Raw genomic sequence first — 26,751 nt, 5'->3', positions numbered from 1 at the left:
ATTTCTAATTATTTGAAAGCTGATTGAGAAGTACATTGACCCGGTCCAGTTGGTCGGGATCTTCTGCTGCCTCGTAATACAATGCTAATCCTTTTAACGCATTAATCGCATAAGGCTGTATACCATTTGCTTTTAGAAGAAAATCTTGCGCACTGTATTGTGCCTCCAAATTGCTCTTATCTTTTAAAAACTGGTTTAAGAAGATAAGTCCTAATGCCAAGTTCGCATCGTAATTGTTCTCATCTAATTCTATTACTTTATTGTAATATTTTTTAGCGAGTTCTACATGGCCTCCATTCTCGTTGGCAAACCCCGCCAAGTAATGTAATTCTATGTTTTCTGGTTCGTACTTGATAGCTTCATCTATGATGGGAACTATCGCTGCGTAGGATTTGGACGCTGCATAGTTTTGAATCAACAGAAAAAGAATTTTTTTGTTGTTCATAAACTTATTTCGAGCGGCCTGAAGTGTATTTAAATAGAGTTGCTTTTCATTCTTGGAGTTATACAGCTCGGCTAATGCCAAATATTTGCCTGCATCAGCATCCGTTTCTTTTATGATTTGACTATAGTAGTCTATAGCTTCATCAGTCTTGCCTGCCTGAGCAGCTAATAATGCAAGATTGTTAAGGACATCTTCTGATTTGGAACCCAATTTGTCTACCTGCAGAAAACTATTATAAGCTTTTTCATACTCCTTGTTTTCTATAGCTTTGTTTGCTTTATAAATATAAGCTGCAGTAAGGTTTTGATTAACATACTTAATCTCACTCTCGAAATTGTCTTTATCTTTTTGCTTTAATTTTGCAACAGCCGCCAACGTAATATCAATAGGATCTTTATCTGTCTTTATCTTACGTGTCGAATCGGCATAAGCAAGTGAGCTATAAACAAGAGCACGCAACATGTTATTTTTAGAGAGGGAAGAGTCTCTCTTGGTCGCATAGGATGCGTCGCTGAATTTCTTGGCACTTTCCAGCTGCTTAATATCCCCCGTCTGTATATAGCGGGCAAAACTGTTGGAGCCCTCCTTGTAATTGGATTGGGCTACAACAGTTGTACTTAAACTTATCAATAATAAGGAAGCTGATATTGCTTTCATATTTTATTCTTCTGTTTCGTCAGTTGCTTGTTCATCTAAGTCCGAATTCTCCGTTGGATTTTCAGAATCTGCATCGATTTCTTCTTCCTCTTCTTCGCGAGCAACTTTAGTAATTGAGGCTATCTCATCTGTTTCTTTTAGTGTAATAAGACGAACCCCTTGAGTGGCACGACCCATCACACGGAGTGAATCTACACCGATACGGATTACGATTCCCGATTTGTTGATAATCATGAGGTCATCATTGTCTGTCACATCTTTGATAGCGACAAGTTCGCCTGTTTTCTCCGTGACATTGATGGTTTTGACACCTTTACCACCACGATTCGTAATGCGGTAATCTTCAATATCTGTCCGCTTACCGTAACCTTTCTCGGAAACGACTAATACACTCACTTCAGAACTGTTCACACTAATCATGCCAACTACTTCATCCGTTTCGCCTGTCAATGTAATTCCTCGTACACCGGTTGCGGTACGTCCCATTGGGCGGACCGTGGATTCGTTGAATCGAATCGCTCTACCAGAACGCAAGGCCATCACAATTTCACTACTACCACTTGTCAAACATGCTTCAATTAGTTGATCGCCTTCATTAATATTTATAGCGTTGATACCATTAGCACGTGGACGAGAATAAGCCTCCAAGGATGTCTTTTTGATCGTTCCTTGTTTAGTACACATGATAATAAAGTTGTTCTCTAAGTATTCTTGATCCTTAAGATTCTTTACTAAGATATAGGCTTTTATTTTTTCATCTTTCGGAATGTTGATGATGTTTTGTAAAGCTCTACCTCTTGAAGTCCGACTTCCTTCTGGGATCTCAAAGGCTCTCAACCAGAAACAGCGACCTGTCTCTGTAAATAACAACATGTAATTGTGAGCAGTAGCTGTAATGATATGCTCTGTGAAATCTTCGTCTCGGGTGTTAGAGCCGATAGCACCTTTACCACCACGTCCCTGACGTTTGTACTCCGTCAATGGGGTACGTTTCACGTAACTATTATGTGAGATCGTAATTACGACTTCCTCGTCATCTACGAAATCTTCCATTGTCATGTCTTCTGCAGAATGTACAATGATTGACCTACGCTCGTCACCGAATTTCTCTTTTATTTCTAAGAGTTCGTCTTTAATGATTCTCATTCGGAGACCTTCATCCATTAGTACTTGTTTTAAGTAATCGATGGTCTTCATTAATTCTGCATATTCTTCCTTGATCTTGTCACGTTCTAGTCCTGTGAGACGACGTAACGTCATATCCAAGATAGCACGAGCCTGTAGATCGGATAGTCCGAATTTTTCCATCAAACCAACTCGAGCGTCTTCAGGTGTCTCCGAACTACGGATTAACTTGATAACCTCGTCTAGATGATCTAGTGCAATAAGATAGCCTTCTAATATATGTGCGCGCTTTTCAGCCTCGGCCAATTCAAATTTAGTACGGCGTACGACGACCTCATGTCTATGCTCTACAAACTCATGAATCATATCTTTTAGATTCATTAGCATTGGACGTCCCTTAACTAGGGCTATATTATTGACAGAAAAGGATGACTGTAGGGAAGTGTATTTATAAAGGTTGTTCAAGACAACATTTGCGTTTGCGTCACGTTTGATTTCGTAAATAATACGAACATCTTTTGTTGACTCATCGCGAATTTCGGAAATACCCTCGATTTTCTTTTCATTGATTAGATCTACGGTACGCTTGATCATATCCGCTTTGTTAATCAAATAAGGTATTTCGGTTACGATGATGATTTCGCGGCCAGATTTAGTGGTTTCGATTTCCGCTTTTGCACGCATTACGATTCTTCCACGTCCTGTCTCAAAAGCTTCACGAACACCATGGTGTCCATATATAAATCCGCCTGTAGGAAAATCTGGGGCTTTAACATACTGCATTAACTCCGAAATTTCTATATCTCTGTTGTCAATGTAGGCAACCGTTCCGTCAATAACTTCGGTCAAATTATGCGGAGCCATATTTGTCGCCATACCAACTGCAATACCGGAAGCACCGTTAACCAAGAGATTAGGGATACGGGTAGGTAGTACCGTAGGCTCTGTCTCTGAGTCGTCAAAGTTCAATTGAAAGTCAACCGTATCTTTCCTGATATCTGCCAACATCTCCTCTGCGATTTTGCGTAGACGAGACTCGGTATAACGCATTGCTGCTGGAGGATCTCCATCTAATGATCCGTAGTTTCCCTGTCCATCGATCAAAGGGTACCGAAGAGACCAATCTTGGGCCATACGCACCATGGTGTCATATACGGCTGTATCTCCGTGCGGGTGGTACTTACCTAGTACATCCCCAACAATACGGGCTGATTTTTTATAAGGTTTTCCAGAAGTAACCCCCAATTCGTGCATACCATATAATACACGTCTGTGTACGGGCTTTAAACCATCTCTTGCATCTGGGAGCGCTCTTGACACGATTACAGACATCGAATAGTCGATATATGCCGACTTCATCTGGTCTTCAATGTTGATTTTTACTACCCTGTCATTAGCAGGTACTAGATTGTTTTCATTTTCTGTTTCTTCAGCCATATTTACCTGGTTACTGTAAAACTAATTAAGTGCATGTGAAAGGCGGCACTACGCATGCGAAGATACGATTTTTTTTTCTGAAAGTGTAGGTTTTTGGCGTCTATTCGGAACTTTTCAGACTGCCGTTATTGTCGAATCTATGACCGATGATACTGTTCAAAAATAGAACGGGTACGGTGTGTAGTTGAATGTTAATAGAGGAGAATGTATCGTTCTGTTTCCGAGAATTCTTTTAAAAATAATCCCGTAGTATTTTAAAATGAAGTGTTTATGTGTTATTGTTTGTTTTTTGTAAAGATTTTGTATTAAAACTCTTGATTGGTTGTGTTTTTGGTAATAAATAATTGTTTGCGTTAATATTAATACAAAAAATGTTGTTACATTTGTTCAAAATTTCACTTATAACACACAAACAACGAGATGAAACATAATTTTGGTGCTGGTCCTTGTATTTTGCCCCAAGAAGTTTTTAAGGAAGCTTCTCAGGCTGTATTAGATTTTAATAATACGGGGTTATCTATTTTGGAAATTTCCCATCGATCAAAAGAATTTGAGGCGGTAATTGTGGAGGCCGAACGCTTAGTTCGTGAGCTACTGAATGTGCCGCTGAATTATTCTATTTTATTTCTTCAAGGTGGTGCAAGTCAGCAATTTGCGATGGTGCCCATGAATTTATTGCCCGAAGGCGGTAAAGCTGCGTATTTAGATACCGGTGTATGGGCTTCGAAGGCTGCTAAGGAAGCAAGGAATATTGGAGCGGTAGAAGTTGTTGCTTCATCCAGTGATAAGAATTATAATTACATACCCAAAGGTTTCGCTATTCCTTCGGATGCTTCGTATTTTCATTATACCTCTAATAATACAATTTATGGTACAGAGGTTTTTAAGAAGCCCGATACGCAGATTCCTACGGTGGTAGATATGTCTTCGGATATTTTTAGTCTTGGTATTGATGTGCGGGATTTTGACATTATTTATGCGGGTGCGCAAAAGAATATGGGACCTGCTGGTTTAACACTAGTTATTGTCAAAGACGAAATTTTAGGGAAGACAGGTCGTACAATACCCACTATTTTTGATTATCAGGCGCATATTAAAGCTGGGTCGATGTATAATACACCAGCTGTATTCTCTATTTATGTTTCTATGCTTAATCTTCGTTGGTTGAAAGCGAAAGGTGGTATTTCTGTAATTGAACAGGAGAATATTATTAAAGCCCGTACGTTGTACGACGAAATAGACCGTAATCCGTTTTTTAAAGGAACAGCTGCCGTAGAGGATCGTTCACGGATGAATGTTACTTTCGTTATGGATACTCCTGAGCTGGAAGCTGAGTTTTTGACTTTAGCCAAAGAACGGGACTTGATTGGAATCAAAGGTCATCGTTCTGTCGGAGGTTTTAGAGCGTCAATCTATAATGCACTGAGTATACGATCAATCAATGCGCTTGTCGATGCCATGCGCGAATTTGAGGATAAACATAAATAGTGGGTGGTTATGAAGTTATCGAGTTATGAAATTAACAAGATCACAGGATAACAAAAAGAATAAATAATGAAAATTTTAGCAAATGATGGGATAGATCCTATCGGTAAAAAAATATTAGAGGATGCAGGTTTTACAGTAGATACTGTTCATATTCCTCAAGATGAACTAGTGAATAAGTTGAATGCATATGATGCTGTTACAGTACGTAGTGCTACAAAGTTAAGACAGCCTCTTATTGATGCTTGTCCGAATATCAAAGTTATCGGAAGAGGGGGCGTCGGTATGGATAATATTGATGTGGATTATGCAAGATCTAAGGGGGTCATAGTCGTCAATACACCTGCTGCTTCATCTCATTCGGTCGCGGAATTAGTATTTGCACATTTACTTAACGGTGTTCGCTTTTTGTATGATGCCAACCGTAAGATGCCGGTCGAAGGGGCTGTCAATTTTGGCGGTCTTAAGAAGGCGTATGCGGCAGGTACCGAATTAATGGGGAAAAAATTGGGCGTTGTAGGCTTTGGTCGTATTGGTCGAGAGACAGCTAAGATGGCACTAGGGATAGGTATGGATGTGTTGTATTACGATCTGTTTGAAGGACCTACCTCATTGCAGCTTGATTTATCTGGCGGTCTGAAGGTTGATGTTCCTGTGCGTCAGGTAGAACTTCCTGAGTTATTTCGCGAATCGGACTTTATCTCTTTACACGTTCCGTTTTTGGATAAGCCAGTGATCGGGAAAGAAGAATTCGCGTTGCTTAAAGACGGTGTAGGCTTAGTGAATGCGTCACGTGGTGGCGTAATTGATGAATTGGAATTGTTGAAAGCTTTGGATTCTGGTAAAGTTGCTTTTGCCGGTCTTGATGTTTTTGAAGACGAACCGACGCCGCGCACTGCACTTCTAATTCACCCGAAACTGTCTTTGACTCCGCATATTGGAGCAGCGACAAATGAGGCTCAGGAGCGTATCGGAGAAGAGCTCGCGCAGTTGTTGATTGCGAGTCTGAAGAAGTAATACTTCCGCATAATAATAACATGCGGCACGGACCTCGATAGGTGTTTGTGCCGCATTTTTATTTTCCCTTTTTCCCAATTTGTAATGGGATAGGTTAGCAGTATACTTTTGTCATAATTATGATTTTTTTATTTTTTAAATGGTAAAAATGAAAAATTCGCATAATATTCGCGCTAATTGGCTATATTCACGCTCTAAAACAGTTTATTGCTGTTTTTGTGATTATGTAAGGTTCGGTTGGTATGGCCTTTTGAAATATAATATAAAGTTAAAAATATAATTACTTCATGAAAATTCTAAAATTCGGTGGTACTTCCGTAGGAAGTGCAGCTCGTATCAAAGGGTTACTCGATATCGTAGACCCTAACGAGCGTCAAATTGTGGTATTGTCCGCGGTGTCAGGTACAACAAATGCTTTAGTAGAAATCGGTCAAGCTTTTTTGAACGGAGATAAACAACTTGCCAAGCAATTGATCATAACACATAAGGATAAGTACGAAGAACTTATTAAGGAACTTTTTGCCACCGAAGAAGGACTTAAAAAGGGGAAGGAACTTATAGATCACCATTTTCATGTAATTGAATCTTTAGCAAACAACGATATATTCACCCCTACAGAAGAGAAAATAATTTTAGCTCAAGGCGAATTGATGTCTACTGCACTTTGGCATTTTCATTTGGAGGAAATAGGTGTAGCTTCTGTGTTGCTTCCGGCCTTGGAGTTTATGAAGATTGACGAGGACAATGAGCCTATTATAGACCATATTAAGCAAAGACTGTCCCCATTTTTAAATGATAATACAGATAATAAACTATTTATTACACAAGGATTTATCTGTAGAAATTCTTTTGGTGAAATTGATAATTTACGAAGAGGTGGCTCTGACTATACGGCTTCTTTAATCGGTGCTGCATTAGGGGCGGATGAGGTTCAGATTTGGACAGATATTGATGGTATGCACAATAACGATCCTCGCATTGTAACCAATACCTCTCCAATAGCTCATTTAAGTTTCGATGAAGCTGCTGAGTTAGCCTATTTTGGGGCTAAGATTTTGCATCCACAGAGTGTATTCCCGGCTCAGCGCTATAATGTGCCTGTCCGTTTGCTGAATACGATGGATCCTGGTGCACATGGAACATTGATTTCAAAGGCTGGATCTGAAAAGGGTATCATTCGAGCAATTGCTGCAAAGGATGGAATTACCGCTATTCATATTCACTCCTCTAGAATGCTCCTTGCGTATGGTTTTTTACGTAAAGTGTTCGAAATATTTGAACGTTATAAAACACCAATAGATATGATTACGACTTCGGAAGTAGCTGTATCACTGTCCATCGATGATACAAGCAATCTTTTGGAGATCATTAAAGAGGTAGAGGTGTTTGGTAAAGTAGGTGTGGATGAAGGCCAGACTATTGTATGTGTAGTGGGTGATTTCGGAGCAAATACACATGGTTATGCAGCGCGTGTATTAGATGCAGTGAAGCATTTACCTATCCGGATGATATCGTATGGAGGGTCGGACTATAATGTGTCTATACTTTTAGATACTAAACATAAAGTAGAGGCGTTACGTTCTTTGCATAACAGGTTGTTTTAATATTCAGGATAAGGATATGTTTAAAAATGATGAATTGTTGAATCTGTTCTCTAGTCAGGAGACGCCGTTTTATTACTATGATTTAAAGCTGTTAAAGCAGACCCTCCAATCCGCGAAAAAAGCCGCAGATAAACGGGGGTTTCATGTGCATTATGCTTTGAAAGCTAATTTTAATGATAGATTGCTTTCGGTTATCCAAGCGATGGGATTTGGAGCAGATTGCGTGAGTGGTAATGAAGTGCAAAAGTCGATTGATACGGGATTTTCAGCGGATCAGATAACGTTTGCAGGAGTAGGGAAATCGGATAAAGAAATTGTGACAGCTTTAAAGCATCGTATTTTTGCTTTTAATGTGGAGTCTATTCAGGAGTTAGAGGTGATCAATGAATTGGCCGGACAGCATGGCGAGCGTGCTAATATTTCTCTGCGTATCAACCCTAATGTAGATGCTAATACGCACCACTATATAACAACTGGACTTGATGAGAACAAGTTTGGTGTACCAAATTCAGAGTTGGAAAAGGCTGCAGCAGTAATCAAAGGATGCGAACACATTGATCTTATTGGTCTACATTTTCATGTTGGATCTCAGATAACTGATATGAGTGTTTTTAAGAGTCTATGTGTGAAAGTTAATGAATGGAAGAGCTGGTTTGAAGATAGAGGAACTTATATTAAAGTGATCAATGTTGGCGGAGGGCTCGGTGTCGATTATAGAGATCCAGATGGCAATCCTGTAGCCGATTTTGAAGCGTATTTTGATGTGTTTGATAAGTTTTTGGAACGTAACGCGCAGCAGGAGGTTCATTTTGAATTGGGAAGGGCGCTCGTAGCACAATGTGGTACTTTGGTGAGCCGAGTCCTTTATACTAAAAGCGGTTCTAAAAAGAACTTCTTGATTCTGGATGCAGGAATGACCGAATTAATGAGACCGGCTTTATATCAAGCCTACCATAAAATAGAAAAAATTGGGGGAGACGGTAGTGAGAAAGAGTTGAATTATGATGTGGTCGGGCCGATTTGTGAAAGTTCAGATAGTTTTGGAAAAGAGGTTTTACTTCCTGTGAGTAAGCGTGGGGATTTGATTGCGATCAGAACGGCCGGAGCTTACGGAGAGGTGATGGCCTCTAATTACAATTTAAGGAACGAGATACGTTATTTGTATTCAGAATAATAGTTTAATAAATTATTGTGGGAAAGCCTCATTAGAATTTTCTAATGGGGCTTTTTGCTTTTTTATTGAGAACTTTCTGTATGTAAGAGTTTTGTTTATTGGATTTTGTTTTAGTGTTATTTTCAGAATTATATTCTATGTTTTGTTTATTTTGTTGTCTTTAAATTTATTTTTATTTAATTGTATAGAATTTAATTCTTTTTACGTTTTGTTGTAAAGTCCGAAATATTTCGGGATGTTTTTATTTAATTATATAAGTATGAAGAAAATTTTTACAATTTGTTTTTTAGCGGTGTTGTCTCTACAGGCCATGGCTCAAACGTCACCTATTGGTAACGGTGAAATCAGATTAAGCTATGGGATTTTACCTGTTCAGGAAATAGGAACCTTATTGGGGGATGGTATTTTTATGGGCGTAGTGGGGCGTAAAGTAGATGAATCAAAAGGAAGTGGGGCGGTCTCTGCAGGATACTCTTATAATCTTACACCGAGATTGTCTGTGGGAGCAGATTTGTTTTGGAGTTCCACAAAGGTTACTTATAAAGATGAACTGGGTGATTCAAAATGGAATGTGTACGGCGGACTTTTAAATGCGAAATATACCTATTTAAACAAAAATAAGTTTCAATTGTATGGTAAAGGAGGTGTGGGGTATGCCCAGTACAGTAATAAAGAGGGTAATATCGCAAATAATTTCGGTAATGTAGCCTATCAGGTGTCGCCAGTTGGAGTGAAATATGGTGATAAAATAGCGGTTTATGCAGAGTTTGGTGTGGGGTATCTCGGCGTTGCCAATGCAGGAATTGCGATCGGTATTTAACAGTAGTGTGCATTAAGATAAAAAAGAAACAAGAATATGAACAAATTATTTTCAGTATTAATTTTGGCTGTGGCAATCTTCTCGAGTTGTTCAAGTGCATCTAAGTTAAAGGACACACAAAAGCAAACTTTATCAATCGAATTCGTTGGCGAAGGTTCTATTAAGAAAGCCGAAGGGAGGGTAAGTCTTTATGCTGTGTCAGAAAATATTGCTGACGTGCCTGCAACATTGATTTTAGAACAAAAAATATCACAATCCCAGCTACCATTTACAGTAACGTTTGAACTGCCTAAGGATCATAAGCAGATGATTAAGCCAGCTTTAAGAGAAGGAGAAGCGATTAAGTATTATGTTAGTATAGATTGGGATTCCAATAATGATGGCGTTGCCGGTGTCGGTGATATCGTGATTGATTATGATAAGCGGTTTCCAAATGTAGTGATTGGTGGAACTACTCAGGTTTTTGTTCGCGAATCGAAATAGACTTTAATACATTGCAATCCCGTTGAGAAGGCATATGCAGGATCTTTTTCCTGTGTGTGCCTTCTTTTTGTTGTATATAATCTAGAAGATTGACTATGAAATAGGAGGTGTAAGTTGTGTAACTTTGAGAACTATTTACATGAACAGTATAAATAAAAGCACATATGAAAACAAGAGAGCTCAAGGTATCGGTTAAGGTGACAGTTCCTAAGACGGTAATAGATAATACGGATGAACCATATTTTTATAAAATAGGATTTGAAAAAGAAGACGATGTTGTGAAAAATGAAGTAGAAAACGGGGTAGAAGCTTGGTTTGATGGTTTTGAACTAGTAGAGCCTCGTATTGGGGATAATATTGAAATAGCAGAGACCGGTGAAGAAACGGTGACAGCAAAGCTACATTATACGGTCCTCGTGGAGATTTTATAATAATATTAGTGGAGCTGGACTACGATTTTTTTGTGAATCTGTAGGAGTCTTGTTATTTGGATTAGGTTTACTTTTGTAAAGCAATGATGCCTAAAATATAATTCGTTGTTTATTTATGGGTTTAACTAAAAGAAATGAGCAATATTGTCAGTAATTTAAGTATTATTCTTCAAAGGATCGAAAAGGCCTGTATAGATAATAAGCGTGATCCGGCGGAAGTAAAGTTGCTGTTAGCGACTAAAACCGTCTCCGCCGAATACATTAAAGAAGCGCTTCAGGTGGGACAAACCTTGATTGCTGAAAACAAAGTTCAGGAAATAAAGGAAAAATACGAGTCTTTGCGGGATATAAGGCATACGAGTCATTTTATAGGTCATTTGCAGTCCAATAAAATTAAAGATATCTTAAAATATGATATCAGCTGTATACAATCTCTTGATCGACTAGATGTTGCTAAAAAGCTCCAGCAGCGATTGGAGTACGAGAAGAAGAAGATTGATGTTTTGATCCAGATAAACACTTCCGGCGAACAAAGTAAGTTTGGGGTACATCCAGATAAGGCGATTGAGCTCGTAAGAAGCGTTTCTGAGTTTAGTAATATACAGATTCAGGGGCTGATGACCATAGGATTGTTTAGTGCAGAGGCAGAGAAGGTGAGGCCCTGTTTTCGGTTACTCAAACAGATCCAACAAGAAATTATTGCCGAAGGTATTCCTAATGTGAATATGCATGAGCTTTCTATGGGGATGAGCGGAGATTTAGAGACTGCAATTGAGGAGGGAGCTACGATAGTTCGTGTGGGGACTGCTATCTTTGGTCAGCGTATTTACGCCGACAGTTATTACTGGAACGAAAGCCAAATCGGATAGACCTTTAAGTAGTTTGATTATTTGTTAAAACCATTGTTTATTTGTTGGCGTCGCTTTGTATATGCCGAGGTGCCAAGAAAAAGCAAGACGGTGACTGCGGTAGCCAGAGAGCTTGTCGACAGAATGGCGTATATGTCTACTTCGGGATGAAGTAAATACAATGACGAAAAAACAGCTATAAAATAGAGTATACCAGAAATTAGAGTTTTCATATCATTCGTGTTGGTGTGGCCTGTGCTACATAGATATCACCTTTTTTACGCAAAACAGTGTCTAAGTTATATTAATTGTATAGTGTTAACGTTGGTTTGAGATAATTCGCTACAACAGTAGGGAATTATGTGGATGATACTTGTGGATTTCTGTAGATCGATAGAACCTCTGTATATAAAAATAGGTTGTCTTTTATTGGACAACCTATCATAACTGATGTGTTTTCTAATGTTACGGTTAAATAACAATTTCATTTTCTAGATTTTCTTCCAGATACTTTTCCAGACTATCGTCCATTTCATCCATCCAAGCTGTGTGATGAGGGGTAGCTTGTGTGCCATCCATGACTGATTTATACACCTGATCACGGTAGTTTAGAATGTTGATTTCTTTATCTTGTAGCCAGCTTTTGAACATTGCTGATACCTTGTCTACATTGAAGTCTGGATAGTCTGTAAGAGCAATCAGTTCTTTGATGTAATCTGTTTGAAAGTCGACATGTTCAATACCTGTTTTTGTGCTTTCTTCGTAGTCCATCCATTTTTTTATATCTACGATACGCTCTTCTTTTGATGGGATAGTAATTCTTCCAAGCAGGTAGTCTCTTGCAAACCACGCTTGTGTATCAAACATATTGAATGTATAATATTGATCCTGCATACCTAGATAGAGTAATTGTTCATTATGATTAAAAATTACACCTTTATAAAGATCGTCTGGATATAAGCGGTTTTTGGTCTTCAGTCTAAGATTATCTGGTAAAAATGGGAATTTATGCTGATAACCAGTACAGAGTATTACAGCATCAAACTCCTCAGAAGTGCCATCTTTGAAATAAGCTGTAGCTCCATCAAAATGAGTTACACCGGATTTTTCTTTGATTTCCTTGGGCCAGTTACAGCCTATTGGGTTGCTGCGGTAAGCTATCGTTACGGATGCACTACCATGTTTATAACACTGTACGCCGATATCTTCAGCAGAATAACTACTGCCAATAAGAAGTAAACGCTGATCTTTGAATTGATCTGCTCCTCTAAAATCGTGCGCATGCATAACAGCGCCGGGGAAATTTTCAATCCCTTCGAAGTAGGGAAAATTCGGTGTTGAGAAATGTCCGGTACCGACAATCAAATAGTCAAAATACTCTTCAAAAGTTTTGTTGTCTTTTAAACTATCAAAAACGACCCTAAATTGTTTTTGATCTTCCATATAGTCTACCCAGCGGGCGACGGTATTGAATTGGATATAATCGCGGGCATTACTTTGATTGGTCCTCCCCTGGATGTAGTCAAATAATACTTCGCGAGGTGGATAAGAGGAAATAGCTTGACCAAAATGTTCAGAGAAGGTATAGTCAGCGAATTCAAGACATTCCTTTGGGCCATTTGACCATAAGTATTTGTACATACTTCCATGGAGAGGTTCACCATATTTCCCTACACCGGTTCGCCAAGTATAATTCCACATACCTCCCCAATTATCTTGTTTTTCATAACATTTAATTTCTGGGATGGGATTACCTTTTTTCTGTTCCGATTCAAATGCTCGTAGCATAGCCAATCCGCTAGGACCAGCACCAATAATACCAACTTTAAAATTTGTCATATATACTATTAATAAAATGTTAAGCTATCCTAAAGGGATAACTGTGATTAATTTACTTAGAAAGTGAATCATTAGATTCAAGACCATTCCGAATAAATTCGGAATGCAATGGAAGAGACTTTTTAAATCTCTAATTAGATGGCATAGCCAAAAAGAAAGGAAAAATTAGGTTTTACCGAAAAGGTAAACATGTTGAATATTATTATACAGAGCCGTAGCTATACGGATGTTTTTTCCTTCAAAAAATCCAATATACGGAAAATTAAATCATTAAGCAAATTATCACACCTTTCATTATATCGGTATTTTTTGTCTATTTGACCATAGGGATCGTTCTTGATGTACTCCCGGAGTTCGTTCAGAACGATTTAGGCTTTGATAGTGTTATGGTTGGAGGTGCTGTCGGGTTACAGTTTCTTTCAATATTATTGACACGAAAATATAATGCCTATTTAATTTTCTGCAAGACCTTTACAATAGTATTGATGTTGCGGGAGGTAAGCGTGTTTTTGAGTTTTTTCTGCCCTAAGATTTTACTGAATTCAGAATCTAAGGTGCTTCCTTTAGGAACTTTCCAATAAAAGGTGGAGTCGACCATAGCGCCTTCTTCACCTGTTGCTTTTTTTGACTGTTCGAATTCTTTTTTTAGCAAATTTTCAATACCATCTATTCCAAGGAATACATAAATGTGGAAATTTGTATTGGGTTCAAAAGGATTACTATTTATGATATTTTCAAGTTCCTTCTTGTTTTTTAAGAAGAGAAATGCGTCATAATCGAAGTGTGAAGAGAGGGCTTTTTCCAGAATTTCTTTTAATTCCGTCCTTGGTTTACCGGAGGAGAATAAGATATTGCCTGAGGCCAATATAGAATTGACGTTAGTCATCCCATTATTTTCAAATAATGTACACACCTCTTTCATCTTCATTGATGTCCCTTTAACATTAACACCTCTTAAAAAAGCGCAGTATAGATAATTTGATCGATCGGGTTGTTTAATCATTGCTCTTAGGGATTTGGAACATGTAAAAATAGGATTTATTATGATGCCAGCAATAACGCCGAATAATTTGTGGGATAATGCCCTTTATTTTGATGAAAATTCTTGTCTGCTTATAGAATGCAGCTTTTTTTATCGAAAAGTTCAGTATGTTTTGAGTTTCTAGTGGCAGTTTTGGATATTTGTCAAATAATCTCTTTTTGGACTATACTTAATAAGTAGTCATACAAAACTAAAATTATGCAGACATCGATAGAAATAATAAAGAATAGATCAGATATTGGAGCTGGTACTAGAGGAGCGGATTTAGGGATAGATGCTATGGAGATAGCAGCGATTAATAAAGGTAGTGATTTTTTTCATCGTTATCCTTTTGTGGATGTAAGAACACGCAATGAATCTGTGTACGAAAATGATCAACATCCTTATGCGAAATATATACCTTATGTTTACGAGCAGTGCGAGGAAGTTGCCACTATGGTCGGTAATTGTCTTTCAAGGAATAGGTTTCCTCTAGTTTTCTCAGGAGATCATTCGTCTGCTATGGGTACAATTAGCGGTATCAAATCCCAATTTCCAGAAAAGACACTTGGTGTTATTTGGATTGATGCGCATGCAGATATACACTCTCCCTACACGACACCATCTGGCAATATGCACGGGATGCCATTAGGCGCTATGCTAGCCGAAGATAACCTTAAGTGTGCAATTAATGAACCGGACGAGGAAACCAAGACATATTGGAACAAACTAAAGAATCTAAAATTTCCAGGACCAAAGATTCAACCAGAACAGCTTGTTTATTTTGGTGTGAGGGATACAGAATACCCTGAAGATTCATTGATCGCGGGGCTGGGAATACGAAACTTTATGGTGGCAGAGGTTAGAGAACGTGGTATAGAGGTTTGTATTCAGGAAGCACTTCAACGACTTTCAGAATGCGATATATTATATCTTTCCTTTGATGTGGATAGTATGGATAGTGAATTGATCTCGGACGGAACAGGTACACCTGTCCCTAGAGGTTTCTTCCCACATGAGATTTCGACTTTATTAAGAGGTTTATCGGATTCAGGTAAAGTACATTGTTTGGAGATCGTAGAAGTAAATCCTTTATTGGATAGTCAAGGCAATAAAATGGCAGAAGTAACTTTTGATATATTGGAAAAACATTTTAAAGATCAGGGCGAGTAGAAGTAAACCTTGATCGCGATAAAAGTGTAAGACATTAAAAATGTTTTGCACTTTTTTTATTTTCTTTATTTTATTTGCTTGACTTTTTGTGTAAAATATTTTCAATAAAAATTAATTTTTATTGAAAATATTTTAATTGAATATGTATTTTTGAATTAAAATACTAATCTTAATAATCTATTCAAATGAAGAAAACGATTCCCTTTATTGTTTTAATTGCTTTGGCTATTATAGGTATGCTCGGGCCATCTACAGAAATGGCAAACCTGTCCGACGTCAAGCTAGATTCTGGAGATACAGCTTGGTTGCTGACTTCCTCAGCACTTGTGCTGATTATGACTCCAGGTTTGGCATTTTTCTATGGGGGTATGGTCAGCAAAAAGAATGTAATCTCGACTATGTTACAGAGTTTTATTTGTATGTGCCTAATATCGATCGTATGGGTTGTCTTTGGTTTTAGTTTGGCATTCGGTGAAGATATTGGAGGGATCATAGGTGACCCTCGAACTTTCTATATGATGAAGGGAATGCTGGGAAATGTCGTTTGGGAAGGACTACCTACGGTACCATTGGTTCTTTTCGCTATGTTTCAGTTGAAATTTGCTATTATAGCTCCCGCTCTTATCACAGGAGCCTTTGCAGAGCGTGTCCGTTTCAATTCCTACATGGTATTTATTCTGCTCTTCAGTATTTTTATTTATATGCCGTTGGCGCATGCCACCTGGCATCCAGAAGGTATTTTGGCAAGGTATGGCGTATTAGATTTTGCAGGTGGCACGGTTGTTCACATGTCTGCTGGTTGGGCTGCGTTAGCTTCTGCTATTTATTTAAAAGGACGAAAGGCTCCTACTCATTCGCCTGCTCGGATCAGTTATGTTATCTTAGGTACGGCGTTGTTATGGTTTGGCTGGTTTGGTTTCAACGCCGGTTCAGCAGGAGGAGCAAATAGCTTGGCTGCTCATGCATTTGCAACGACAACAATCGCTTCTGCAGTTGCTGCTATGGCATGGATTTTTGTAGATATCATCCGGGGTAAGAAACCATCCGCAATGGGGGCCTGTATTGGAGCGGTAGTTGGCTTGGTCGCTATCACGCCAGCTGCAGGATTTGTAAGCATTTCGCATTCTATTGTAATTGGATTGGTCGCTGCTTTAATCAGTAATTTGTTGGTTTTCCTACGTAGTAAAACACGTATCGATGATACACTGGACGTATTTCCTTGCCACGGTGTAGGGGGGATGGTAGGTATGGTGTTGACCGCTGTATTTGCTCATAGTTCGATAAACCCAGTTGTGAAAGTAAACGGGTTATTTTTTGGAGAAACTAGTTTGTTTATTGCACATGTGGTCGCGCTTGTCGCTGTTTCTATTTTTGCTTTTTTTGGATCGCTACTACTCATAAAGCTTACAGATTGGATTGCTCCGCTTCGTGTTCATGAGAAAGACGAAGAGCTGGGGTTGGACAGAACTCAACATGACGAAGAATTGTAAAAAAACGCCTGAAGCGGGGAGCTTCAGGCGTTTCTTAACTAACCAATTATTAACCTAAATTATGAATACCCAAAAGTAGCTCTGAATACCTATATTAAATGTTAAGGAGTTGTTAAGAATGATTTAGTAATAGTATTGTGACATTTTAGGACACATAACCTCAGTAATCTGCCGGTGCTTTATGAAACGAGGCTTTGGCGGTAAGAGATTGGCGATATCCCTCTAGTTTTTTTAAATATTTTCGAAAAATAGCTTGGAGATGGATAGTGCATAGCATATGCAATCTCTGCGATATCTAGCGTTAAATCCCGCAAAAGTAATTGACTATGTTCTATACTGACTTCATTTATCCACTGTTTGGCGGATTTTAAGGTGATATGTTTGACACATCGATTGAGGTAATTTTCGGATATGTGTAATTTTTCAGCATAAAAAGAGACTGCTCTATTTTCTATGTGAAACTGATTGACCAATTTTTTAAAGTAATGTACAATTTCTACTTCGCGTCCAGAAGCCTTATTTTCTTGGGCATAAGTGTTTAGTCTGGATAAAATTGAATAGAAAATGGGCAAATACACACTAGTTCTATTTTGAGCTAGGTTTAGTTCATTTTTCAGAAGTTTTAAGCTATTAATGGTTGCTTCGAAATCGTAGGGGCTTAGTTTGTAAAATGGGGTATAATTGAATTCTACTTGTTTGCCTTGAAACAAACTATACTGTGTATAGATGTTTGATTCGTAGGCAAGGACATAGCCTCTTACATCTTCTGAAACAAATTGGGTATCTGTCCACACACCCTCACTGATATGTGCACATTCTCCTTCCGAAATAGTGTGTATTTCTTTATTAATGGATTGTCTTACGGATCCGTGGGTCACGATAATTAAAAAACTAAAAGAGGTTCTATACGATAAAGCTGGAATAAGTATGCCCTTTAGATATCGTTCTATTTCATAGATCTGTAGTGCATTTGAATTACTTAATATTTCCTCTTCAAGATAAGGGAAATAGGTTCGTTTATATTCCTGACTCGACAAAATTTTGAACGTATTTTTCATTATCATATGACAAAAGAATGCAATTCAAAATTACGAAAAGAATATCTGTGTTAAAAATGCCTAAAAAGGACAATTAATAACCTAGTTTAGCTAATTTTTCCGAAGCTCGGTTCTTTAGTTTTGCTGCAAAATTAAAGTTAATAGATTCATATGTATTTAACACATCAAGAACGGGAAAAGTTGCTTTTACTTACCGCGGCATCTGTGGCCGAGCGGAGAAGGCAGAAAGGGCTTAAGCTAAATTATCCAGAAGCAGTAGCCTATTTGTCGGGATATATAATTGAAGGTGCAAGGGAAGGAAAGACTGTTAAGGAGCTGATAGAACGATGTACTCAACTTTTAAGTGCGCATGATGTTATGAATGGTGTTCCAGAGTTGTTACAGGATTTACAGGTTGAAGCTACTTTTCCTGATGGCACTAAGTTGGTCTCTATACATCATCCTATTGCTGGTACAGATGATAAGAAAAATGAACCCGGGCAGTATGATTTTGGTGAAGGGGATATTGTATTATCCTTGAATCGCGAACGTAAACGGATAAAGGTCATTAATACCCGTGACCGCCCAGTGCAGATAGGTTCACATTACCATTTCTATGAAGTTAACCCGGCGCTTCACTTTGACCGCGAGATAACGATGGGGTATCATTTGGATATTGCATCGGGGTTGTCTATAAGGTTTATGCCCAAGGTGGAAATGGAGATTGATTTGGTCGCGTATGGTGGAGAGAGGCAGGTCTACGGGTTTGCAGGTAAAGTTAATGGAAGTGTAGCGCAAAAGGAGGAAAATTAAGATGAAAAAAATATCACGTAGAGAATATGCCAGTTATTTTGGCCCTACCACAGGGGATAAGATAAGATTAGCCGACACGGATTTATGGATTCAGATTGAGAAGGATTTTACAAACTATGGAGATGAGCTGATTTTTGGTGGAGGAAAAGTGGTGCGCGATGGAATGGGGCAGCATCCTACGGCCCTACAAGATGATGTTTTGGATACGGTAATCACTAATGCCGTAATATTGGATCATTGGGGGATTGTAAAAGCTGATATCGGTATCAAGAACGGCAAGATTGCTGGAGTTGGTAAGGCGGGCAATCCTTTGATTATGGATGGAGTGACAAAGGGGATGGTCGTAGGTGTAGGAACCGAAGTTGTCGCTGGTGAGAATTTGATTGTGACAGCAGGTACAATTGATACCCATGTACATTATATTTGCCCACAACAATTTGATGTTGCTTTACAGGCAGGAACAACTACCGTTGTCGGAGGGGGAACAGGTCCGGTGGCCGGTACATTAGCTACCAATTGTACATCAGGAGTTTGGAATTTGCAGAAAATGGCTCTAGCTACCGATACAATTCCTGTAAATTTCGTTTTTCTTGCAAAAGGAAATAGTTCCAGTAAGTCGGCTTTGCAGGAGTTGGTTAGTGCTGGTGCAGGTGGACTTAAGATTCATGAAGACTGGGGAAGTACGCCATTTGTATTGAATACCTGTCTTGAAGTTGCTGATCAATCAGATATACAAGTCTGTATACACACCGACACGCTTAATGAAGCTGGATTTGTAGAAGACTCGTTGGCTTCTTTTGCGGGGCGTTCTATTCATACTTATCATACCGAAGGAGCTGGAGGGGGGCATGCCCCAGATTTGTTGAAAGTGGTTGAATACGAAAATATTCTGCCTTCCTCAACAACGCCTACCAATCCGTTTACTATAAACACGATAGATGAGCATTTGGATATGATGATGATTTGTCATCATCTGGACAAAAATATTCCTGAAGACGTTGCCTTTGCTAAGTCGCGTATTCGTGCGCAGACTATTGCTGCGGAGGGGCTTTTACACGATATGGGTGCTATTTCTATGATGAGTTCGGACTCTCAGGCGATGGGAAGGATAGGCGAAGTAGTGGTACGTACCTGGCAGATTGCTGATAAGATGAAAAAGGATAGGGGAGTGCTGGGAACGAATAAACTCAATGATAATCTGAGGGCTAAGCGCTATGTCGCAAAATACACGATCAATCCGGCGATCACACATGGTATTGCATCTCATGTTGGGTCCATTGAGGTGGGTAAATTGGCGGATTTGGTATTCTATAAACCCCAGTGTTTTGGTGTAAAACCCGAGATGGTTATGAAAGGGGGGATTATTGCTTATGCAGGAATGGGAGATCCGAATGCTTCGATATCCACTCCGCAACCTTATATGTATCGTCCAATGTGGGGCACACATGGACAGGTTGTAGGGCAGATTTCTGCATTGTTTGTTGCCCAATCTGCGATAGATCAGGGCAGGCTCGAGGAGCTAGGAGTTAAGAAAATGCTGATTGCGGTGAAAAATACCCGAAATGTAAAGAAAACAGATCTAATTCATAATAACAGTATGCCTACGATAGTTATGAACCACAATACCTACGACATTAGTATTAATGGCGATGTTGTAGCCGTAACACCTTCGGCATTTTTACCGATGGCGCAACTATACATGCTGTAACTTTTTTCATTTTTTAATATTTAATTTAAGCCGGATGATTCTCCTTTTTATCCGGCTTTCTTATGTCTTACTATATACTTTGATTTGTCTGAAATATATAATTTTGCTACCTTGCCATTATATATCATACCTGAACACCATAAAGCCAATAGACAATGTTTTTTTTTCGATTTTCACTGTTTTTTCTTACCTCTTTGTGTGTCTCGACATTGCGTGGTCAACAGAAGAAACCCAATGTGGTAATTATTATTTCGGATGATCACTCGTATCAAACGATCAGTGCTTATGGTTCGAAACTGGGACGGACTACTAATATCGATAGAATCGCAGAAGAAGGAGCTACTTTTAATCGGGCCTATGTAAATAATTCGATATGTGGGCCAGCTAGAGCAACACTTTTAACAGGAAAATACAGTCATAAGAACGGGTTCAAAGATAATGAAACCTCCACTTTTGATTTTTCGCAGAATACTTTTGTGAAAGAGTTGCAACAGGTAGGATATAAGACAGCATGGGTGGGTAAAATTCATTTAGGTGATAAGCTTCAAGGATTTGATTATTATGATATATTAGTAGGACAGGGACATTATTTCAATCCGGATTTTATATCACAGAATGGAAAAAAGAGAAGCGAGGGTTACGTGTCGGATATCGTCACCCAAAAGGCATTGGCTTGGTTGGATTCAACTGCAAATAGCGATCCATTTTGTCTGGTCATCGGTCATAAAGCTACGCATAGAACCTGGATGCCTGATCCCAGGGATTTTGGAGAATTTGATCAGGATAGTATCCCTCTTCCCCAAACTTTTTTCGATGACTATGCAGGGAGGTCTGCGGCGGCGGTACAGGAAATGTCTATTGATAAAGACATGAAGATGGGGTACGATTTAAAAATGTTTGAATCCTGGGAGAAAATGATGGTCGATGGGAATTTTAAAAGGATGAATGAGGAACAGAAAAAGCAATATGCTGCTTACTATAAACCGATTTATGAAAAACTTCAAGCAGCCAATCTGTCTAGAGAAGAACTTGCGAAATGGAAATATCGCCGTTACATGATAGACTACCTCAATACGGCACGTTCGATGGATAGGAATATTGGTAAAGTGCTGGATTATCTAAAAGCGCATAATCTTGAAGATAATACCGTGGTAATTTATCTTTCTGATCAAGGATTTTATATGGGTGAGCATGGGTGGTTTGATAAGCGTTTTATGTATGAAGAATCGTTTCGTACACCGATGTTGATACGGTATCCGGGGACGATTCCTACAGATTCACATATCGATGCCAATATTGTCAATGCAGATATTGCTCCTACATTATTAGAATTGGCTGGAGTTGATATTCCTAAAGATATGCAGGGGAAATCTTTTGCTAAAGTGTTGAGATCACCTTCCAAAAACCATCGTAAAGCACTGTACTATCATTATTTTGAAAATGGCGAGCATGCGGTGTCCCCACATTTCGGTGTGAAGGACAATCGTTATAAATTAATTCGTTTCTATAAGCGTGTAGATGCCTGGGAATTATTTGATCTGGAAAAAGATCCACAGGAGTTGAATAATATTTACAATGATCCCACCTATAAGAGCGTGGTGGTTAAAATGAAAGCAATGCTGAAAAAGGAAATCAAAAGCTTTGAGGATAAGGAAGCTGAAGATGTATTTTCAAAATCGTTGTAGTATATTACAACGCGCCATGTAACGTACTTTTGTGAGGTATGATCGAACGATTTTTTTTAAGCTTTGGCATTTTCAGTAAAGAAGAGATAGCTGGTTTTTTGCCTTTATTCGAGAAGAGGCAGCTTCCTAAATCCAGCTATTTTGCTCAGGAAGGCCAAGTCTGTCGGGAAGTCGCTTTTATAGAATCGGGAATATTCCGTTCCTATTATCATACGGAGAAAGGGGACGATGTTACCTATTGTTTCCGTTTTCCTAATGGTATGCTAGGGGCTTATTCCTCTTTTATCTCGGGAGGACCGAGTGTCGAAAACTTACAGACCCTCACTGAAGCTAAGATCCTGGTCTTAACCAAGAAGAAGCTAGAAGACTTGGAGGCTTCCGATCCAAAATGGACGAAAGTTTTAAAAATTATAGCCGAACAGCAATATATGGAGCTTGAAGAGCGGGTGTTTCAATTGCAAAAAGAAAGCGCTTCGTCCCGTTATGGCAGTTTGCTCAAAAATCAACCTAATTATATACAATTGATCCCACTAAAATATCTATCTTCTTATCTGGGGATCACCCAACGTCATTTAAGTCGTATCCGCAAATCGCTTTCTTTTTAGACATTTGTCCTCTATAATCGGTCTGTATCGCTGTTAGCTTTGCGTAACATATTTCAGTATACATGAAGAAAATCGTAATTATCAATGGGCACCCCAATAAGGAATCTTTTAACAGTGCACTGGTACATGCTTACGAGGAAGGAGCACTTGCACAACAGGCCGAAATAAGAGTTATTCCTATCGGTGAATTGCAATTTGACCCTAATCTACAGTACGGATATCAACAGCGGATGGAATTAGAGCCTGATTTGATACAGGCGTGGGATAGCATTCTATGGGCCGACCATCTCGTTTGGGTTCATCCCGTTTGGTGGGGAGGGCTCCCCGCAGTAACCAAGGGATTTGTAGATCGACTCTTTCTTCCCGGTATGGCGTACAAGTATCGTCCAAATTCTGTATGGTGGGACAAGCTATTATCAGGAAAGACTGCACATATTATAATCACACTGGATCAACCAGGATGGTATTACCGTCTGTTTTTTGGACGGCCTAGTGTCAATCAATTGAAAAAGTCGATTTTAGAATTCTGTGGAATCAAACCGGTAAAAGTTACCTATGTTGGTGTTATACGTAATTCAACGGATGCTCAACGTACGAAGTGGTTGGATAAAATAAAATCTTTGGGTCGTCAATTACTTTGATGGTACTTCTAACAGGAGTTTCTTTACGCTGTTTTTGAGGTATCCATTCTCAAAATAAGTGTAGATGTTTTGACCGGGACAATTGGTATGCCCACAATAGTCGCGATGGGTAGCTATTGTTTCAGGAGATATGTCATATTTCTGGCAGAAAGATGCGGTAAGTTTGACCAATACATCTAGTAGATGCTCGTTGAGTTGTTGTTCATTATAATTTCCCAGAAAAGATATCAATAGATGCCCTGTAGGATCATAGTCCGTATTAGTGTCGCCCACCGTAAATACATCTCTACCTTGGTAGACTGTACCGTCCGGAGCTATCAAGTAGTGATACGGGATATCTGTCCAGTTGCGCTCAGGTCCCATGCACCAGGTCTGTATATTCTTTAGCCTTTGTTTGGCATCTCCATTTTCCAATAATACTTTTCCCCCTTCGTGATGTATGGTTATTCGTACAGGGGTATGCTTTTTATAGGGACGTGCCGTTTGCGCATTCCAACTGCTACGCGGCTGTATGGCTACCTCTATAGAATAATCGATAGGGTTGAATGACATTAAGGGAAATAAAAGAAGTAAGAACAAAAGCTTCATGGTGATTTTTCTTAGGTTTGCTAATGCAATTTAGGTAATTTTAGCCGTACTTTTTATTATTCTATAATGTGTTTCGACCCGCGTATTTTTTCTGTTCTTATTCTTTCTATCTTTTCTATGGCCTGTTTTGGCCAAGGTCTGGAGCACCAACAGAAAAATCGAGACTTAAAGATATTGCTGATTTCGGATTTGAATGATGCCTATGGTTCGGTCACTTATAGTACAGAAGTACACCGTTTGGTAGGGCGGATAAAAGACATTAATCCAGATATTATCTTATGTGGAGGCGATATGGTTGCTGGACAAAAAGCCTCTTTACGTAGGTCTCAGTTGGATAGTATGTGGAGCGGATTTCAGGCTGCGGTCTTGGAGCCCATTCACCAAATGAATATTCCTTTTGGTTTTACCATGGGCAACCACGACGCTTCGCCTAATTATAAAAATGATCGGGAAGCAGCTTCTGCTTTTTGGACAGCTTACAAAGATCAGGCAAAACTTACCTTTGTCGATGATACACACTTTCCGTATTATTTCTCTTATCTAAAGAATAACATCTTATTTTTGAGTTGGGATGCTTCGTCATCCGTTATCCCCGATGCGGTAAAGAGCTGGATGGTAACACAATTATCCTCCGATTATGCACGAAAAGCAAGGGGACGGATAGTTTTGGGGCATTTACCCCTATATGCTCTGGTAGAGGCGAAGAACAAACCGGGCGAAGTAATAGATGACGCCGATGCGACCTTAGCTTTCTTTAAGGACTATAGTGTGGATATGTATATCTCCGGTCATCAACATGCTTATTTCCCTGGATCCAAACAGCAAGTCACGCTCCTACACAGTGGTTGCCTAGGAGGAGGACCTAGACCATTGATTGGTCATGATGCGCCGGCTTACAAATCTTACGCAATTATTGATATTCCAAAAGAAGGAGGGATGAGCAAGGCGAGTATACTTGGTTTTGTCGCTCCAGATGATCGTAAGTTACCACTTAGCGCGCTGCCCAGAGAAGTAACCGGGTTCAATGGAACTGTAAAACGTATAGACAACTCCCTTACAGGAGAAAAACTGAATTTACCCAAGTCACCTAAGAATGCCTTAGCTGCGAAGGATATTGTGCCGCGACTTTCTAGTTTCGACAAGGAACAGCGGGAGAAAGTGATAGCTGAGCTCTTTCTTGAAGGTAACTTTCCGAAGTTTATGCGAAAACTAAAGCGCATTGATGTAACCGGGATGGATGAAAAAGGAAACAAGATTGATGCCTATTATTATGTCATGCCCGATTATTTGATGTTGGGCACGGATGCCGATTTCGTGCGATTGCCGATACGACCTAGCACGGCTCAATATATAGCCGATTCGCTAGGATTCGTGTTGAGCAATAGTAAGATCTGTGATGCTGTTTATCAGCAGGCTAAGGTAAAGATCGAGCCTTTACCATTAACAGAAGATAGGGAGCAGTTCAGCTCTTTTATAGCGCATAATGCTCGTATCGAGCGGCAAAGACAAGGACGAAAAGGTCTTATTGCCGGGATTAAGAAAGATGTCGTATCAACCGAAAAACTTCGTGGTACCAAGGGGAAAATGGCGTTGTATGGTTGGCATAAATTGGATGGTAAACCTATACAGCCTGTCTTTACAGGCCATGCCGAATATTATGTGGACTATAGCCATGGGATTCGGTTTGTATATCCTTATCTCTTCGTCGGTAAGAAGAAAATTGCGTTTGATGATGCGCTAATGAATCCCTCATTACGTCTTCTGTTGACCGATGAGAACGCAAGTTCTTATTATAATTACCCTTGGTAATCCAGCAAATGAGATACATCTGGACTATGTTGTATTGTTGTTTCTGTATCATTTGTCTGTTCCAGTTTAGACCTATGTTTGTACTGTGTTTATTAAACCCCGTACAACTATGGTTAAAGCTATTTTTTTTGATGTAGACGGTACTTTATTACGATTTAATGAAGAGACTATTCCTGATTCGATTCTTGATAGTCTACGCTGTTTAAAAAACAGTGGAATAAAGGTGTTTGTCGCGTCTGGGCGTTCCTATGAGCAGATTAAGCGTGTCACGGACTTTCCTTTTGATGGATTTGTTGCTTCGAATGGGGCGGTAGGCATCGATGCGGAGGGAAAAGTTCTTTATAAATCATCTATACCTTATATAGACCTATTTAATCTAGTGCAATACCTAGAGTCTACAAGTTCCGGATTTTGTTTCTCCTATATGACTGAAGAAGGTGTTTTTGCCAATGATATCAATGAATTATTGGAGCATCACTATGCACTTATTCATATTCCTCTTCCCGAAAAGCGCCCGCTGTTGGAGTTGTTGCGCTCCAAGGTATTTCAGCTGACTGCCTATATCGGTCCAAAGCAGGAAAAGACGCTTATAGATAATATTATGGTCAACTGTGTGGCGACCAGGTGGCATGATGATTTTGCTGATATCAATAATCAGCGTTACAACAAGGCTACGGGAGTCGCCTTTTGGTTGCGCTACTATGGTCTTGCAAAGCGCGATATGGAGTTGCTACCTTTAATGCGAGACAGATTTAATAAGTAATTATAAATTTGTAGAGATGCATAGAAAATTTGATGATTCATTTAAGATAATGG

23 protein-coding genes are annotated in these 26,751 nt (G+C 39.2%); 17 read left to right on the top strand and 6 right to left on the bottom strand.

Annotation, left to right across the window (positions count from 1 at the left end):
* Positions 1–4: 4 nt before the first annotated feature.
* Positions 5–1,102 (bottom strand): tetratricopeptide repeat protein, encoded by a 1,098-nt coding sequence (locus B5X76_RS19225; protein ID WP_079645553.1) that lies wholly within the window; start codon positions 1,100–1,102, stop codon positions 5–7.
* Between the two features lie 3 nt (positions 1,103–1,105).
* Positions 1,106–3,664 (bottom strand): DNA gyrase subunit A, encoded by a 2,559-nt coding sequence (gene gyrA, locus B5X76_RS19220; protein WP_079645552.1) that lies wholly within the window; start codon positions 3,662–3,664, stop codon positions 1,106–1,108.
* A gap of 420 nt (positions 3,665–4,084) precedes the next feature.
* Here gyrA and serC point away from each other — a divergent pair, with 420 nt between their 5' ends.
* From serC to B5X76_RS19180, 8 genes are all read left to right on the top strand, one after another.
* Positions 4,085–5,152: a 3-phosphoserine/phosphohydroxythreonine transaminase gene (gene serC / locus B5X76_RS19215; RefSeq protein WP_079645551.1), complete on the top strand. Its 1,068-nt coding sequence runs from the start codon at positions 4,085–4,087 to the stop codon at positions 5,150–5,152.
* Between the two features lie 66 nt (positions 5,153–5,218).
* Complete coding sequence (locus B5X76_RS19210; RefSeq protein ID WP_079645550.1) at positions 5,219–6,166, top strand: D-2-hydroxyacid dehydrogenase; 948 nt, start codon at positions 5,219–5,221, stop codon at positions 6,164–6,166.
* 287 nt (positions 6,167–6,453) lie between these two features.
* The gene (locus B5X76_RS19205) at positions 6,454–7,770 is read left to right on the top strand and encodes an aspartate kinase (RefSeq protein ID WP_079645549.1); all 1,317 of its coding nucleotides are present in this window, start codon (positions 6,454–6,456) and stop codon (positions 7,768–7,770) included.
* Between the two features lie 16 nt (positions 7,771–7,786).
* The gene (lysA, locus tag B5X76_RS19200; protein WP_079645548.1) at positions 7,787–8,944 is read left to right on the top strand and encodes a diaminopimelate decarboxylase; all 1,158 of its coding nucleotides are present in this window, start codon (positions 7,787–7,789) and stop codon (positions 8,942–8,944) included.
* Positions 8,945–9,203: 259 nt separating this feature from the next.
* On the top strand, positions 9,204–9,764 hold the full coding sequence (locus tag B5X76_RS19195; RefSeq protein WP_176141136.1) for an outer membrane beta-barrel protein: 561 nt from the start codon (positions 9,204–9,206) through the stop codon (positions 9,762–9,764).
* Between the two features lie 36 nt (positions 9,765–9,800).
* Complete coding sequence (locus tag B5X76_RS19190) at positions 9,801–10,247, top strand: hypothetical protein (RefSeq protein WP_079645546.1); 447 nt, start codon at positions 9,801–9,803, stop codon at positions 10,245–10,247.
* 164 nt (positions 10,248–10,411) lie between these two features.
* Positions 10,412–10,678, top strand: coding sequence for a hypothetical protein (locus tag B5X76_RS19185; protein WP_079645545.1), 267 nt, complete (start codon positions 10,412–10,414; stop codon positions 10,676–10,678).
* Between the two features lie 134 nt (positions 10,679–10,812).
* Positions 10,813–11,547: a YggS family pyridoxal phosphate-dependent enzyme gene (locus B5X76_RS19180; protein WP_079645544.1), complete on the top strand. Its 735-nt coding sequence runs from the start codon at positions 10,813–10,815 to the stop codon at positions 11,545–11,547.
* Between the two features lie 450 nt (positions 11,548–11,997).
* Here B5X76_RS19180 and B5X76_RS19175 read toward each other — a convergent pair whose 3' ends face one another.
* Both B5X76_RS19175 and B5X76_RS19170 read right to left on the bottom strand, forming a co-directional pair.
* Positions 11,998–13,365: an NAD(P)-binding domain-containing protein gene (locus tag B5X76_RS19175; protein ID WP_079645543.1), complete on the bottom strand. Its 1,368-nt coding sequence runs from the start codon at positions 13,363–13,365 to the stop codon at positions 11,998–12,000.
* Positions 13,366–13,813: 448 nt separating this feature from the next.
* Positions 13,814–14,368 (bottom strand): DUF1697 domain-containing protein, encoded by a 555-nt coding sequence (locus B5X76_RS19170; RefSeq protein WP_079645542.1) that lies wholly within the window; start codon positions 14,366–14,368, stop codon positions 13,814–13,816.
* Between the two features lie 237 nt (positions 14,369–14,605).
* Between B5X76_RS19170 and B5X76_RS19165 the strand changes: the two genes are divergently transcribed.
* Both B5X76_RS19165 and B5X76_RS19160 read left to right on the top strand, forming a co-directional pair.
* Positions 14,606–15,559 carry an arginase gene (locus tag B5X76_RS19165; protein WP_079645541.1) on the top strand — a complete coding sequence of 318 codons (954 nt, stop codon included), beginning with the start codon at positions 14,606–14,608 and terminating at the stop codon, positions 15,557–15,559.
* Positions 15,560–15,744: 185 nt separating this feature from the next.
* On the top strand, positions 15,745–17,049 hold the full coding sequence (locus B5X76_RS19160; RefSeq protein ID WP_079645540.1) for an ammonium transporter: 1,305 nt from the start codon (positions 15,745–15,747) through the stop codon (positions 17,047–17,049).
* 179 nt (positions 17,050–17,228) lie between these two features.
* Here the strand turns inward: B5X76_RS19160 and B5X76_RS19155 are convergent, their stop codons facing one another.
* Positions 17,229–18,107, bottom strand: a complete 879-nt coding sequence (locus tag B5X76_RS19155) for a helix-turn-helix domain-containing protein (protein WP_176141135.1) — start codon at positions 18,105–18,107, stop codon at positions 17,229–17,231.
* Positions 18,108–18,257: 150 nt separating this feature from the next.
* Between B5X76_RS19155 and B5X76_RS19150 the strand changes: the two genes are divergently transcribed.
* The 5 genes from B5X76_RS19150 to B5X76_RS19130 all read left to right on the top strand — a co-directional run bounded on the left by B5X76_RS19150 (position 18,258) and on the right by B5X76_RS19130 (position 23,538).
* On the top strand, positions 18,258–18,899 hold the full coding sequence (locus B5X76_RS19150; RefSeq protein WP_079645538.1) for an urease subunit gamma: 642 nt from the start codon (positions 18,258–18,260) through the stop codon (positions 18,897–18,899).
* A 1-nt stretch (position 18,900) separates the two neighbouring features.
* Positions 18,901–20,607 (top strand): urease subunit alpha, encoded by a 1,707-nt coding sequence (gene ureC, locus B5X76_RS19145; protein ID WP_079645537.1) that lies wholly within the window; start codon positions 18,901–18,903, stop codon positions 20,605–20,607.
* A 155-nt stretch (positions 20,608–20,762) separates the two neighbouring features.
* The gene (locus B5X76_RS19140) at positions 20,763–22,292 is read left to right on the top strand and encodes a sulfatase family protein (RefSeq protein ID WP_079645536.1); all 1,530 of its coding nucleotides are present in this window, start codon (positions 20,763–20,765) and stop codon (positions 22,290–22,292) included.
* A 38-nt stretch (positions 22,293–22,330) separates the two neighbouring features.
* The gene (locus tag B5X76_RS19135) at positions 22,331–22,897 is read left to right on the top strand and encodes a Crp/Fnr family transcriptional regulator (RefSeq protein WP_079645535.1); all 567 of its coding nucleotides are present in this window, start codon (positions 22,331–22,333) and stop codon (positions 22,895–22,897) included.
* 62 nt (positions 22,898–22,959) lie between these two features.
* Positions 22,960–23,538, top strand: a complete 579-nt coding sequence (locus B5X76_RS19130) for an NAD(P)H-dependent oxidoreductase (protein WP_079645534.1) — start codon at positions 22,960–22,962, stop codon at positions 23,536–23,538.
* Here the strand turns inward: B5X76_RS19130 and B5X76_RS19125 are convergent.
* Complete coding sequence (locus B5X76_RS19125) at positions 23,530–24,126, bottom strand: peptidoglycan recognition protein family protein (protein ID WP_079645533.1); 597 nt, start codon at positions 24,124–24,126, stop codon at positions 23,530–23,532. The genes B5X76_RS19130 and B5X76_RS19125 overlap by 9 nt on opposite strands.
* A 66-nt stretch (positions 24,127–24,192) precedes the next feature.
* On the opposite strand from B5X76_RS19125, the gene B5X76_RS19120 reads away from it, so the two are divergent.
* Both B5X76_RS19120 and B5X76_RS19115 read left to right on the top strand, forming a co-directional pair.
* Entirely contained in the window at positions 24,193–25,935 is a 1,743-nt protein-coding gene (locus tag B5X76_RS19120; RefSeq protein ID WP_079645532.1) for a metallophosphoesterase family protein, read from the top strand.
* 109 nt (positions 25,936–26,044) lie between these two features.
* Positions 26,045–26,698: an HAD hydrolase family protein gene (locus B5X76_RS19115; protein WP_079645531.1), complete on the top strand. Its 654-nt coding sequence runs from the start codon at positions 26,045–26,047 to the stop codon at positions 26,696–26,698.
* The last annotated feature ends 53 nt before the right edge of the window (positions 26,699–26,751 follow it).

Source organism: Sphingobacterium nematocida, from assembly GCF_900168125.1.
GTDB classification, from domain to species: Bacteria; Bacteroidota; Bacteroidia; order Sphingobacteriales; family Sphingobacteriaceae; genus Sphingobacterium; species Sphingobacterium nematocida.
Note: the sequence above shows the minus strand (reverse complement) of the source record. Positions and strands in the feature narration are given on the sequence as shown.

Excerpts from the sequence above, each read along its gene's own strand:
- B5X76_RS19225 (WP_079645553.1), bottom strand. The coding sequence starts at position 1,102 with ATGAAAGCAATATCAGCTTCCTTATTATTGATAAGTTTAAGTACAACT.
- gyrA (WP_079645552.1), bottom strand. The coding sequence starts at position 3,664 with ATGGCTGAAGAAACAGAAAATGAAAACAATCTAGTACCTGCTAATGAC.
- serC (WP_079645551.1), top strand. The coding sequence starts at position 4,085 with ATGAAACATAATTTTGGTGCTGGTCCTTGTATTTTGCCCCAAGAAGTT.
- B5X76_RS19210 (WP_079645550.1), top strand. The coding sequence starts at position 5,219 with ATGAAAATTTTAGCAAATGATGGGATAGATCCTATCGGTAAAAAAATA.
- B5X76_RS19205 (WP_079645549.1), top strand. The coding sequence starts at position 6,454 with ATGAAAATTCTAAAATTCGGTGGTACTTCCGTAGGAAGTGCAGCTCGT.
- lysA (WP_079645548.1), top strand. The coding sequence starts at position 7,787 with ATGTTTAAAAATGATGAATTGTTGAATCTGTTCTCTAGTCAGGAGACG.
- B5X76_RS19195 (WP_176141136.1), top strand. The coding sequence starts at position 9,204 with ATGAAGAAAATTTTTACAATTTGTTTTTTAGCGGTGTTGTCTCTACAG.
- B5X76_RS19190 (WP_079645546.1), top strand. The coding sequence starts at position 9,801 with ATGAACAAATTATTTTCAGTATTAATTTTGGCTGTGGCAATCTTCTCG.
- B5X76_RS19185 (WP_079645545.1), top strand. The coding sequence starts at position 10,412 with ATGAAAACAAGAGAGCTCAAGGTATCGGTTAAGGTGACAGTTCCTAAG.
- B5X76_RS19180 (WP_079645544.1), top strand. The coding sequence starts at position 10,813 with ATGAGCAATATTGTCAGTAATTTAAGTATTATTCTTCAAAGGATCGAA.
- B5X76_RS19175 (WP_079645543.1), bottom strand. The coding sequence starts at position 13,365 with ATGACAAATTTTAAAGTTGGTATTATTGGTGCTGGTCCTAGCGGATTG.
- B5X76_RS19170 (WP_079645542.1), bottom strand. The coding sequence starts at position 14,368 with ATGATTAAACAACCCGATCGATCAAATTATCTATACTGCGCTTTTTTA.
- B5X76_RS19165 (WP_079645541.1), top strand. The coding sequence starts at position 14,606 with ATGCAGACATCGATAGAAATAATAAAGAATAGATCAGATATTGGAGCT.
- B5X76_RS19160 (WP_079645540.1), top strand. The coding sequence starts at position 15,745 with ATGAAGAAAACGATTCCCTTTATTGTTTTAATTGCTTTGGCTATTATA.
- B5X76_RS19155 (WP_176141135.1), bottom strand. The coding sequence starts at position 18,107 with ATGAAAAATACGTTCAAAATTTTGTCGAGTCAGGAATATAAACGAACC.
- B5X76_RS19150 (WP_079645538.1), top strand. The coding sequence starts at position 18,258 with ATGTATTTAACACATCAAGAACGGGAAAAGTTGCTTTTACTTACCGCG.
- ureC (WP_079645537.1), top strand. The coding sequence starts at position 18,901 with ATGAAAAAAATATCACGTAGAGAATATGCCAGTTATTTTGGCCCTACC.
- B5X76_RS19140 (WP_079645536.1), top strand. The coding sequence starts at position 20,763 with ATGTTTTTTTTTCGATTTTCACTGTTTTTTCTTACCTCTTTGTGTGTC.
- B5X76_RS19135 (WP_079645535.1), top strand. The coding sequence starts at position 22,331 with ATGATCGAACGATTTTTTTTAAGCTTTGGCATTTTCAGTAAAGAAGAG.
- B5X76_RS19130 (WP_079645534.1), top strand. The coding sequence starts at position 22,960 with ATGAAGAAAATCGTAATTATCAATGGGCACCCCAATAAGGAATCTTTT.
- B5X76_RS19125 (WP_079645533.1), bottom strand. The coding sequence starts at position 24,126 with ATGAAGCTTTTGTTCTTACTTCTTTTATTTCCCTTAATGTCATTCAAC.
- B5X76_RS19120 (WP_079645532.1), top strand. The coding sequence starts at position 24,193 with ATGTGTTTCGACCCGCGTATTTTTTCTGTTCTTATTCTTTCTATCTTT.
- B5X76_RS19115 (WP_079645531.1), top strand. The coding sequence starts at position 26,045 with ATGGTTAAAGCTATTTTTTTTGATGTAGACGGTACTTTATTACGATTT.